Origin of the sequence: Epilithonimonas zeae, from assembly GCF_023278365.1 — a bacterium.
GTDB classification, from domain to species: Bacteria; Bacteroidota; Bacteroidia; order Flavobacteriales; family Weeksellaceae; genus Epilithonimonas; species Epilithonimonas zeae_A.
The window spans coordinates 818,172-830,123 of sequence record NZ_CP075338.1 but is presented as its reverse complement, the minus strand read 5'-3'; the positions used below and the strand labels follow the sequence as shown (position 1 = coordinate 830,123).

Annotated in this window: 12 protein-coding genes; 7 read left to right on the top strand and 5 right to left on the bottom strand. The window is 33.1% G+C overall.

What is annotated here, in order from left to right:
• Positions 1-31: 31 nt before the first annotated feature.
• The 3 genes from KI430_RS03495 to KI430_RS03485 are packed head-to-tail and all read left to right on the top strand — an operon-like array spanning position 32 to position 1,573.
• Complete coding sequence (locus KI430_RS03495) at positions 32-625, top strand: Crp/Fnr family transcriptional regulator (protein ID WP_248876887.1); 594 nt, start codon at positions 32-34, stop codon at positions 623-625.
• A gap of 1 nt (position 626) precedes the next feature.
• Positions 627-1,127: a thermonuclease family protein gene (locus tag KI430_RS03490; protein WP_248876886.1), complete on the top strand. Its 501-nt coding sequence runs from the start codon at positions 627-629 to the stop codon at positions 1,125-1,127.
• On the top strand, positions 1,127-1,573 hold the full coding sequence (locus tag KI430_RS03485) for a GNAT family N-acetyltransferase (RefSeq protein WP_248876885.1): 447 nt from the start codon (positions 1,127-1,129) through the stop codon (positions 1,571-1,573). Before KI430_RS03490 ends, KI430_RS03485 begins: the two co-directional genes overlap by 1 nt.
• Before the next feature lie 11 nt (positions 1,574-1,584).
• On the opposite strand, the gene KI430_RS03480 is transcribed toward KI430_RS03485, so the two are convergent.
• From KI430_RS03480 to KI430_RS03460, 5 genes are all read right to left on the bottom strand, one after another.
• Positions 1,585-2,139 (bottom strand): hypothetical protein, encoded by a 555-nt coding sequence (locus tag KI430_RS03480; RefSeq protein ID WP_248876884.1) that lies wholly within the window; start codon positions 2,137-2,139, stop codon positions 1,585-1,587.
• A gap of 84 nt (positions 2,140-2,223) precedes the next feature.
• Positions 2,224-2,472: a DUF6952 family protein gene (locus tag KI430_RS03475; RefSeq protein WP_248876883.1), complete on the bottom strand. Its 249-nt coding sequence runs from the start codon at positions 2,470-2,472 to the stop codon at positions 2,224-2,226.
• 52 nt (positions 2,473-2,524) lie between these two features.
• The gene (locus tag KI430_RS03470) at positions 2,525-2,836 is read right to left on the bottom strand and encodes a thioredoxin family protein (RefSeq protein WP_074233971.1); all 312 of its coding nucleotides are present in this window, start codon (positions 2,834-2,836) and stop codon (positions 2,525-2,527) included.
• 52 nt (positions 2,837-2,888) lie between these two features.
• Complete coding sequence (locus KI430_RS03465) at positions 2,889-3,521, bottom strand: peroxiredoxin (protein ID WP_074233972.1); 633 nt, start codon at positions 3,519-3,521, stop codon at positions 2,889-2,891.
• A 313-nt stretch (positions 3,522-3,834) separates the two neighbouring features.
• Complete coding sequence (locus KI430_RS03460; protein WP_248876882.1) at positions 3,835-5,025, bottom strand: pyridoxal phosphate-dependent aminotransferase; 1,191 nt, start codon at positions 5,023-5,025, stop codon at positions 3,835-3,837.
• 286 nt (positions 5,026-5,311) lie between these two features.
• Between KI430_RS03460 and KI430_RS03455 the strand changes: the two genes are divergently transcribed.
• The 4 genes from KI430_RS03455 (at position 5,312) to KI430_RS03440 (ending at position 11,887) form a co-directional block, all read left to right on the top strand.
• Complete coding sequence (locus KI430_RS03455) at positions 5,312-6,556, top strand: LuxR C-terminal-related transcriptional regulator (RefSeq protein ID WP_248876881.1); 1,245 nt, start codon at positions 5,312-5,314, stop codon at positions 6,554-6,556.
• Between the two features lie 327 nt (positions 6,557-6,883).
• Positions 6,884-10,720: an Ig-like domain-containing protein gene (locus tag KI430_RS03450; RefSeq protein WP_248876880.1), complete on the top strand. Its 3,837-nt coding sequence runs from the start codon at positions 6,884-6,886 to the stop codon at positions 10,718-10,720.
• A gap of 97 nt (positions 10,721-10,817) precedes the next feature.
• A complete protein-coding gene (rsmG, locus tag KI430_RS03445) occupies positions 10,818-11,453 on the top strand; it encodes a 16S rRNA (guanine(527)-N(7))-methyltransferase RsmG (protein WP_248876879.1) in 636 nt (211 codons plus the stop codon).
• A 14-nt stretch (positions 11,454-11,467) separates the two neighbouring features.
• Positions 11,468-11,887: a hypothetical protein gene (locus KI430_RS03440; protein ID WP_248876878.1), complete on the top strand. Its 420-nt coding sequence runs from the start codon at positions 11,468-11,470 to the stop codon at positions 11,885-11,887.
• The last annotated feature ends 65 nt before the right edge of the window (positions 11,888-11,952 follow it).

Below are 11,952 nucleotides of genomic sequence, written 5' to 3'. Positions count from 1 at the left end.
TTAATTTTTCCATTAAACACAATCAACACAAATGGAGTATCAGAATTTCCGCAATCATCTTTCTCAAATACTAGGCGTTCCCATTGGAAGCTTGGAACTATGTTCATCTTTTTATGAGATCAAAGAAGTTAAGAAAAACGAAATCATCCTGAGAGAAGGTGAGATTTCTGACTGTACATTTTTTGTAGAAAAAGGTTTATTGAGAATGTATTCTATAGATAAGTCAGGAAAAGAACACGTGATACAATTTGCACCGGAAAACTGGATTATTTCTGATACAACCAGCCAGTTGCTGAATGAAAAATCTAGATTTTATATAGAAGCCATCGAGGACAGTACGGTTGTTGTGACAAGAGAAGGTTTCTTTGAGAATCTTTCAAAAATCTATCCTGATGTTGCCGAAAAAAATCAACGATTGATGTTTAACCATATCAAGAATCTTCAGAATAGAGTGAATGCTCTGATCAGCACAACTGCGGAAGAACGTTATCTGGATTTCCTGAAAAAATACCCGAATCTTATGCTCCGTGCACCACAATGGATGGTAGCTTCTTACCTTGGAATTACGCCGGAAAGTTTGAGCCGCGTGAGAAAAGAGTTGGCTAAAAAGAAATTTGAGATTTGATTTGGATAAATTCTTAGTATTAGTTCTATTTTCGATTTTAAGCTTTGGACAAAGTCAATTAAAGGATAACCTTAGTCATAAAACATTTTCAGCAAAAGTTATTGGGATCTCTGATGGCGATACAATGGAAGTTCTTTATAATAAAAGTCCCATTAAAATTCGTCTCGCACACATAGATTCGCCGGAGAAAAGAGGAACTCAGCCATTTGGAAATCAAGCGAAACAAGCATTATCCAATCTTTGCTTTGGAAGAATTGTAACAGTTCAGGCAGAAAAATACGACCGATATAAACGATTAATTGCAGTTGTCATTAATGATAAAAATCAAAATGTGAATAAGCAAATGCTAAAACAAGGAATGGCTTGGCATTATAAAAAATATTCCAAAGATTCTTCTTATGCAAAACTGGAAAACGAAGCTCGAAAAAATAGAGTAGGACTCTGGAAAGATAACGTTCCAATTGCGCCTTGGCTATGGAGAGAAAATAAAAAGAAAAAATGATGAATCACAAAATTTTAAAAGCAAACATCTCTGATATCCCTGAATTATGCGAAATGATGAAGGATTTTTATGCGATTGATTTATATTCTTTTGCTGAAAAATTAACGACTGATAATTTCGTAAAATTCATTAATAATGATAATTACGGCAATTGTTTTAAAGTTGTTTTTGAAGGCGAAATTGCAGGTTATATTATTTTGGCTAAGTATTTCAGTTTTGAATTTGGTGGCGAAATTCTTTTCTTGGATGAATTATTTGTAAAACCGGAATTTCAAGGGAAATCATTGGGCAAAAAGGCTCTGGAGTTCGTGAAGGATTTTTCTGTTGAAAATAATTTCAAAATTGTCTTATTGGAAATAGAGAATCATAATGAGAAAGCTAAAAAACTTTACGAACATTATGGTTTCCAAAATCATAAGAGGAGCTTGATGATTCTTAAGAACTGATTTTTGAAATTTTATTTTGTGAATTTTAAAGTATTTATTGCTGTCAAAAGTTCTGTTTGACTTTGTTTAGATAAATTTTCTCCCATAAAATTGAATTTTACTTCTCCGTGCAATTCAGTTTTAATTTTATCAATATAAATACCAGTCATTCCATTTCCAATTTTTTTAGGAATTAAGATTTTAGCGTTGTAACCATCAATATTTTTGTAAGAAATTTTACTTTTCAAGTAATCTTCTCTATTTACCTTTTCAATATTTTCGACAATTATAAGTTCTGTTGTATCTATTTTTGAGTCTTGTAAAAGTATTTCTTTCAGCATTGTCCGATTAATAATAATGGGATTTTCGTCGAGTGAATTTGAATACATTCCATAATCAAAATGAATAGAATCTTTATTTTTCGTTACAATAATTCCAGCATTGCTATCACAAGCATCTGATTTTAGTTCTTTCCAGTGTCTAGGTGTTTGAATTTGAAAATCTCCAAAATCCATAGTTTTTATTGAGTCATCTGAACAATTTAATAAGATAAAAAAAGCAATTAATAAATAAGTTAAGGCTTTCATCAAAGAGATTATTAGGTTTTCCAAAAATAACGAAAAAGGCCTTAGAAATTTCTAAAGCCTTTTTGATTATATAAAAGTTAACTTTTATTTGTCGATAGAACCCATAACTTTTTGAGCAAATGAATTCAATGCGTCCTTTTCGCTCATTCCGTTATTGACATTGGCGTGTACTTCTAGAGCGCCGCAAATGTTCGTAATGAGTTCGCCGGCAACATTCATATCTTCTTCAGAAACATTTCGGAACTCACAGAAGCTTTCTAAAACTTCCAAAGTCGCTTCCAGATTTTCCGGTGTTTGATTCTGATAAAACTGTCTTATGATTGGTAATTTCATTTTAATAAATTTAGAAACTATAAGATTTAAAGATTAAGAGATGCCTTAATTTTTAATCTTTTAATTCGCTGAAAAGATTGTTAAGACTTTCAGCCTGATTGGTCTGAACCTGATTTTTCAAAGTACCACCTTCAAACGCTGCAAAAGTCGGTAGATTATCAACTGTTGCTAATTTTCTACTTTCAGGTAACTTTTCTGCATCCACATAATAAAAAGGGATATCTTCGTTTTCTGCAGCCAGTTTTTTGAACTTTGGTTTCATAATTCTGCAGTTCCCACACCAAGTTGCGCCGTATTGAACCATTACTTTGTCATTCTCCTGAATGATTTGCTGTAATGTGTCTCCAGTAAGTTCTATGTACATTTCTACAATTATTAATGATTAATTATAAATGATAATCGATTATGACTACCAATTAGTTTTTACTGAAGTATTCTGCTACGCCAGTTCTGTTAGCGTTCATCGCTTCTTTACCTTCTTCCCAGTTTGCAGGACAAACTTCTCCGTGCTTTTGAACGTGAGCATAAGCATCAATTAGACGAAGATATTCTTTCACGTTTCTTCCAAGAGGCATATCGTTTACAGACTCATGGAAAACTTTTCCAGTCTCATCAATCAAATAAGTTGCTCTGTAAGTTACGTTAGAACCTGTGTAAACCTCGTTTCCTTCTTCATCGTAATCCAAATCCTGATCTACAATCCCAAGGATGTTTGCCAATTGTCTGTGCGTATCAGCAAGGATTGGATAAGTTACACCTTCGATTCCACCATTGTCTTTTGGCGTGTTCAACCAAGCGAAGTGAACCTCGTTTGTGTCACAAGAAGCACCAATTACAATTGTATTTCTTTTTTGAAATTCTGGTAAAGCTTCCTGAAACGCGTGCAATTCTGTAGGGCAAACAAAAGTGAAATCTTTTGGATACCAGAACAAAATAACTTTTTGCTGATTGTTTAAAGCTTCTTCAAAAACATTGATCTTAAGATCGTCACCCATTTCGCTCATTGCATCAATCGCAACATTTGGGAATAATTTACCTACTAATGACATAATATTTAAGTTTAAATTGTTGTTAAAATTTGATAGTGCAAAATTACAAAGATTGTGTGAATGATAAATTTATTTTCGATTTATAAAATCTATTGAACTAAAAGAGTCAAAACTAACAGTGTTATCTATGGATATTAATATTTAAACTTACTTATGATAAGTAAGAAAATTCATTTAATTTACAATCTAGTATAAATTTCAAACAATTAATTAACTTTTTGAATGAGTAAAATCAGAAAATATATAAATTTTTAAATAAAAAAACACCACTTGAGAAAGCGATGTTTAATATTATTAATGTCTTTGAGGTATTCTAAAACTGTTCTACACAATCTTTAATTCTTCTCATTGCTTCTCTCAATTCTGCTTCTGATGCTGCATAAGAGAACCTGATACATTCAGGACTTCCGAAGCTTACACCACCCACGCAACCAACGTGTGCATTTTCTAATAAGAACATTGCGAAATCATCTGAATCCTTAATCTCAGTCCCGTTCAGATTCTTTCCGATGAAATAAGAGATGTCTGGGAAAAAGTAGAATGCACTTTTTGGAAGATTACATTTGAAACCTTTGATATCTTTCATCAAATCAAAAACTAAATCACGTCTTTTATGGAATTCCGAAATCATATATTGCAACTCCGACGGATCCATTTGTAAAGCAGTGATAGAGGCTCTCTGTGCAACTGTATTAGCGCCACTTGTCATTTGACCTTGAACTTTGTCACAAGCACTTGCCAACCACTCTGGACAAGCAGAATATCCAATTCTCCATCCCGTCATAGCAAAAGCTTTACTCATCCCATTGATTACGGCTGTTTGCTCATAAACCTGAGGGAAACTAGCAATAGAAACGTGCTCTCCTTCATAATTGATAAATTCATAAATCTCGTCAGAAATGATTGTCACATGCGGATATTTGGCTACAACATTAGCAATTGCTTCCAATTCTTTTCTTGCATAGAAACTTCCCGATGGATTACAAGGTGAGCTGTAAAGCAAAGCTTTGGTTTTAGGAGTTATCGCTTTTTCTAATTGCTCAGCTGTAATTTTGAATTCAGTATCAATAGAAGTTTCAATAAATACCGAAGTTCCGCCAACCAATTTTACCATCTCGTCATAACTTACCCAATATGGAGCAGGAAGGATAACTTCATCGCCATCATTCACAATTGCCGATAAAACATTGATGATAGACTGCTTTGCTCCATTTGCAACGCAAATTTGAGAAGGCTTATAGTCAAGATTATTATCTCTTTTAAGCTTTGCAGAAATAGCTTGTCTCAGTTCTAAAAATCCCGGAACAGGTGAGTAGTGACTATAATTTTCATTAATAGCATTAAAGGCTGCTTGTTTAATTTTTTGAGGAACATCAAAGTCTGGCTCTCCCAAAGTCAAACTTATTACATCAATTCCTGCCGCCTTCATATCGCGTGCTTTGTTGCTCATCACGAAAGTCTGAGAATAACTCAGTCTATTCAGTCTATCCGAAATTTTACTCATGAAACTATTTTATAAATTAGATTTAGAGACAAATATAATTGATTTAAATCTATAAGCTGAATGGTTTGGTAAAAAATTGAGGCTTTAATTCATGAATTTTATCATTTTATAAGTTTCAGATTAGAATAATTTTTTGATATTTAAAACAAATATATAAATGAGTAAAAAATAAAATATTTTTTGAGAAAAAATAGATATAATTAATTATTTTTGCAATTATCTTTAAAAGATTGTTTGTAGTTTCGAATGAGACTAAAAACGGTTGATTAATACACACAAGACATTGATGAATTTTAATTTTACAAGGTATTTCTTAGGCTTTTTTATACTATTCTCTATATTTTTCTCTGCTAAAAACCTCAACCTCAATTCCATTGAGGAAGAAATCATTAAGAATAATAGAGAAGGAAAACATCAGCTTTCACAAAAAAAGCTTTCTGATATTCTATTGTCAGGAGACCTTACAAACGAAGAACAGGCTAATATCTTGTTTCTTATGGCAACAACCTACCGAAGTGTCAACGATTATATGATGTGCATAGACTATCTTAACAAGTCGAGTGTAATTGCCCAACAACTACCGGAAGATAATCTTTTACGCATGAAGCTTGATTACGAGTATGCTTTTGTGTATTTTGATAATAATCAATATGATAAGTCTGAGGAAGTGATGAAGAGAATTGCAGCTAAAAAATACCTCAATTCTTATCCTGAAGATAATTCTTATATCCTAATGCAGGAAGGTTATCTTTTCCTGATCAAAAAACAATATAACGAAGCGGAGAAAAAATATTATGATGCGCTGAAAATTATGCAGGCTGCCAACTCTTGCAATCTTCCTATTGTTTATGCAAAACTGATGAATCTGTACAGCAAGAAAAAAAACATTGCCAAAGCAGAAGAAATTTATGATGTCAGCATGCAAACTTCGGATAGCTGTAATATATTGAAATACAAAATCTTCACTGCTTCCGAAATGGAAAAGATCTATAAAGAAAATAATCTTTTTGGAAAAGCGTACCTGATTGGCTCGGAACTTGATTCACTCCGGAGACTAGAGAATCAGGAAGTCAAGATTTCTGAGATGCATATTATTGATAAAGCTTATACAGAAAAAGAGCAACTCATAAAAGAGCAATCTGATATCTGGAAAAGAACCGTTATTTTGAGTATTATCATTTTAATTGCTATTCTGGCTGTAATCTATTTTTATAAAAAGAATAGAAAGATCAAAAGAGATAAATTGATGATGAGAGATGAGTTGGAACAAATGAAACAGGAACTCGATTCTTATTCTCAAAATTCAGAAAATCTAGAGGACTCAAAAAGGTATTTTTTCTTAAGTTCGGATGAATTAACAGATCGTCAAAAAGAACTTTTAATCCATCTCGCGGATGGCTTATCAAATAAAGAAATCGCAGAAAAATTATTTATAAGTGAAAATACTGTAAAGTATCATACTAAAAATATTTACACCATTTTGGATATCAAAGATCGCAAGGATTTCTTCCAGAAGTTGAGAAATAATTAATTTTCTACCTACTACATTACCCCTACATCTAGGTAAAAACACCTACTACATTGCCCATACAAAGACTATCCCAAGGGATAGTTTTTACTTTATTCATAAGGGTTTAGCGCTAAAAAATTTAGATTCTGTATTATTATCAATAATATTGCAATCAGTTTAGTAAACACACAAATGAGGATTGTAGATAACTATGAAAGAAATTGTCATTTTTAGCATGGAATTTAATTAAATCACCTAAAATCCGACTTGAAAATTTTTTACCATATGTTAATATTTATTTCGAATCTGTAATTTAATTTTGCACGCTCTAAAAACCACTTAAGAACGATGAAAAAACACTACACTTTATTCTTTGTACTACTCTTTGCGAATTTCTTTTTTGCACAAACGGAACTAGTAAGATGGACTAAAAATGATCTTACGCCAACAACCGGAAGCAATGTTATTGCACAAAATATAACAACTGCTGGAGGGGTATCCGTAGCTCCAACTTCTTGGAGTGAGACATTTTTCTTGATATCAGGATTACCTTCATCCAGTACAATTGATACTAGTAAATATATTCAATTTACTATAAATCCAAGCAATAATTATAAAATTAATTTAGGAAATTTAAACCTCACATTCAGAAATCAAGGTGGAACATCAAAATTTGAAATCAGATATTCTACGAATTCAGATTTTTCTAATTCACAAACTCTGTTGTCACGAAGTGTAAATGGAGGTAGCTGGCAGACTATATCACAGAGTTTTAATAATCTTTTGTTGGCTTCCGGGAAGACACTTTATGTACGTTTTTACATTTACGATACTTACAATAATTTCCATTTATCTTACACTCCAAACGGAGGAACAGGAGCCGGACCTAATTTTACAGGAACTGTTTCTGTAGATACTCCAACGGTTCCAACAGCTAATAACGACAGCTATACTGCTTATAAAAATAATGAAGCGGTACTGGATATTTTAAGTAATGATGTTTCTACTACAACTATTAATGGAATTACAATAACGCAACAGCCAGCACACGGGACAATAACTGTGAATGGAACTACCAATGTAACTTATAAACCAACAACAGGTTATACAGGAACAGATACTTTCAAATATAAAATCAGCAATACGACTGGTTTATCCAATGAAGCTACCGTTAGTCTTACAGTTGCCAACAATGTTGATAAAGCTTTAACCAGATGGAATAATTCTAACTATACGCCAAGCGTTTATAATTCGCAGGTTGTTGTTGGTAATATGACTTCTACGGTGACTCAATCCTATGTTCAAAATATCAGTTTGAGTGGATACAATGCTTTTCAGACCAATGGTTGGCCAGACAAAAATGTTGAAACTATTGATAAATCAAAGTATATTCAGTTTACAATCAGTCCAAAAAATGGATATAAGCTGAATCTTTCTGAGTTTAATTTCCTTTGTTTAACACAAGGTGGAGATGCAAAAATCAAAATTGATTATTCTCTTAACAGCAGCTTTACGACAGCTTTCAATGTATTGCCGGAAACTACTGTTACAAATACTCTAAAAGAAATATCTTTAAAAAATTTCTCAAAACCAATTGCAACAGACGGACAGGTTTTATATCTGAGAGTTTACGTTTATAATACTTGGAATGCTTTCCAGATTCTGTTGAAAAACGGAGACAATGTTGGCCCTGCATTTATCGGAAATGTGGAATTCAGTTCAACTGCTCCTATTGCTTATGACGATTCTGTAACTAACATTGTAAATAATGATATCGATATCAATGTATTAATTAATGACGATTATAGTAATAAAATCAATACGTTAATATATACACAGCCGTCACACGGTACAACGTCACTTAATGCGGATAAAAGCATCAATTATATTCCTTCAAAGGATTATGTTGGAGCAGATTCTTTCTCATACTACATTACCAACGAGTATGGTGTTTCCAACACGGCAACAGTAAGTATTAATAACAATGTGAATACAACTTCGCCACTTATCCGTTGGGATCAGAATAACTTTACAGCTACTGCTTTTCAGTCTTTCATCAATTCTACAACAATGACGACAACTGGCGGAATGACAGTAGCCGTTGGAGGAGAAACCAACCCTAAGGCTTATTATCTGGAAAGTAATGGTAATTCTACAACGATCAATACAAATAGATACGCACAGTTTATTTTGGATAATGTGAGTCCGAATAAAACAATTGAACCAAAAACATTCAGCTATGTTGCTAAAGGTACAAATGGTGCTACTTATGAATTGAGATATTCTAAGAGTGCGGATTTTTCTGATTATTCAGTGCTTAAAACTGGCACAGTTACAAATGCATATACTTTGAATACTTCTAATTTTGCTGATGGATTGAAAGTTGGACCTAACGAGAAACTGTATATCAGATTATATTTCTATAATACAAGTTATATGCAGTATGTTTTCCAATATCTTCCTGGTGGTTCAGGTCCTGAGATTGGAGGTATATACTACAATTATATATTTGCATCTAACGATACAATCTGGCAAAACGCCTCCAACCCGCATTGGAGTAACGGTGTACCAACAGCAACCAAAAATGCTATTATTGATACCAATTATGATACAACAGTTTACGGAAACTTTGAAAGTCAAAATTTAACAATCAACGCTGGAGGAACATTGACGGTTAAAACAGGAGGATTTATCACAGTTAATGGTCAGATTGCAAATAATAATACTGCAACTAACTCATTCACTGTAGAGCACGATGCTAATCTTTTACAAGTAGGTAATGCTTCAAATGTAGGAAATGTAACTGTTAAAAAATCAGCGATTATTCCAAAAATGGGATATAATTATTGGTCAACACCTGTAATTGGTCAGAATCTTTACCAGTTTTCAGATGGTTACAACCAAGCTTCAACAACAGGAACTGGAACACCTTGGAACAGATTTTATGTTTATAATGAAGCTAATGACTATTTCGTAACAACTATTGCTAACGATATTACACTGAATTCTTCATCTGTATTTCAGCCAGCAAGAGGATATGCGATTAGAGGAAAAAACAGTTTCCCGGAAACTGTAACGGTAACTTCTCCAACTTCTAAATTCGAGTTTGTAGGAACGCCTCAAAACGGAGATGTAGCAACTTATAATTTGAAATATACCAATGCACAACACGGTTACAATATGGTTGGAAATCCTTATCCTTCTAATATTAGTTTTGATGAGTTCTTTGCAGAAAATAGCTCTAAGATTTATGGTATCGGATATTTCTGGACCAACAATGATGGACAAATCATCTCTCAACAAAGCAGTAATTACAGTGGTAACAATTATGCGATTGCTACAGTAGTTGGAGGAACATCCGCAACATATTATGGATCGAATAACGGAAAACCAAATGGTAATATTTCTGTAGGTCAAGGATTTATCATTCAAGCAAAGCCAGCTGGTAAAAACCAACCTTTGGTATTCAAAAATTCGATGAGAAATTCTGATATTGCCAATTACTACAATAAAACAGCTGTTCAGAAAAACAGATTTTGGTTAGAGTTCAAATCGCCAACAGATATTAACAACGAGATTTTGATTGGATATATCAATAATGCAACCAATGGTTTTGATAGCGATTATGATGCAGATCTTTTAGCAATCGGAAACGATTCTTTCTGGAGTGTATTAGACAGCCACAAGTTAGCAATCCAGGCAAAGGATTCTAATTTCAATACAGAAGATGTTGCAAAATTAGGTTTCAAAGCCTCTGTATCTGGAAATTATACGATTTCATTAACAGACAGAGATGGGATTTTCAACACAAATCAAGCGGTTTATTTGAAAGATAAATATCTGAATAAAGTCATCAACATTACAGATAACGGATACGTTTTCAATACCAATGCTGGACAATACGAAGATAGATTTGAAGTGGTTTACAAATCTTTGGAAACATTAGGAACAGATAATACAGCCAAAAAAGGAATCATCATTTCAAAAGATACTCAGAATTTTATCGTGAAGTCGGATGATAATATAGACGAAGTAAGTCTTTATGATTCTGTTGGAAGATTATTATATAACACAAAAAATGCAAAGAAAGAAGTTTTAATTAATAAGACAAACCTTCCAGAAGGGATGTACATTATAAAAGTGAATTCTAGAAATACAACGATGACCAAAAAAGTTTTAAAATAAACACTTAAAACTTTGAAATTTAAGAACCATCAGATTAATTTTTGATGGTTTTTTTATTTATAATTAATATTAACAAATCTTTTCATAATTTCGCCTTATGTCTTTAGAATTAATTTTACAATATTTCCCGAATATTACCAACGAACAAAAAAATCAATTTGCAGAACTAGAAGTTTTGTACAAAGATTGGAATGAGAAAATCAACGTCATTTCCAGAAAAGACACAGACAGTCTCTATGAGAAGCATATTCTACATTCTTTAGGAATTGCGAAAGTGATGGAGTTTGCAGATGGAACTAAGGTTTTGGATATCGGAACCGGCGGCGGTTTTCCAGGAATTCCGCTGGCAATTCTTTTCCCGAATGTTCAATTCACTTTAGTAGATAGTATCGGAAAAAAAATTACCGTGGTAAAAGGGGTGGCGGAAAGTCTTGGTCTGAAAAACGTAACAGCTCATCATATGAGAGCGGAGCAATTGAAAGAAAAATTCCATTTCGTAGTCAGCAGAGCAGTGACTCAAATGCCGGTTTTCCTGACTTGGCTGAGAGGGAAATTTGAAAAAGACCAATTCAATCCAAAACACAACGGTGTTCTTTACTTAAAAGGTGGCGACTTAGCAGAAGAATTGGCAGGATTGAAATGCGAAATTTTTAGTTTGAAAAATTATTTCGATGGCGAGTTTTTTGATACAAAAAAAGTAGTTTATCTCTCAAAAGGCAATTTCAATAACTAAAATAAGAAACGATTATGAAGAAAGTATTTATTTTATCAGCTTTAATAGGATTTTCAGCATTGGCAGTTTCCTGTAAGGACAATGATGATTACAGCCAGATTGAAGAGGTTTTCCCAACCAAAATAGACAGTGTGAAAATCCCGATGGACACAATGTCGTTAGGTGTTACGCAGGAGATTCTCGCATATTCTACATTCAAAAAAACATGTGAAGGCATTTACAGTTATGATTACAATTATACCAACGATTCTGTCCGCACAATCGCCAATTTTGCTTACAAAACCAATGACGTTTGTGGCGACGGAACCTATGTAGATGGCAGTCGAATCAACTTCAAACCTGTAAAAACAGGAACTTACACGTTCAAATTCTGGACTGGAAAAGACACAGCCGGAGCCAACACATTCTTTGAGAAAAAAGTGGTTGTAGAGTAATTATTTCAAGAGCTTAATCCCGCTTTCCACTATATCTTTTTTGTCATTGCGAACGAAGTGAAGCA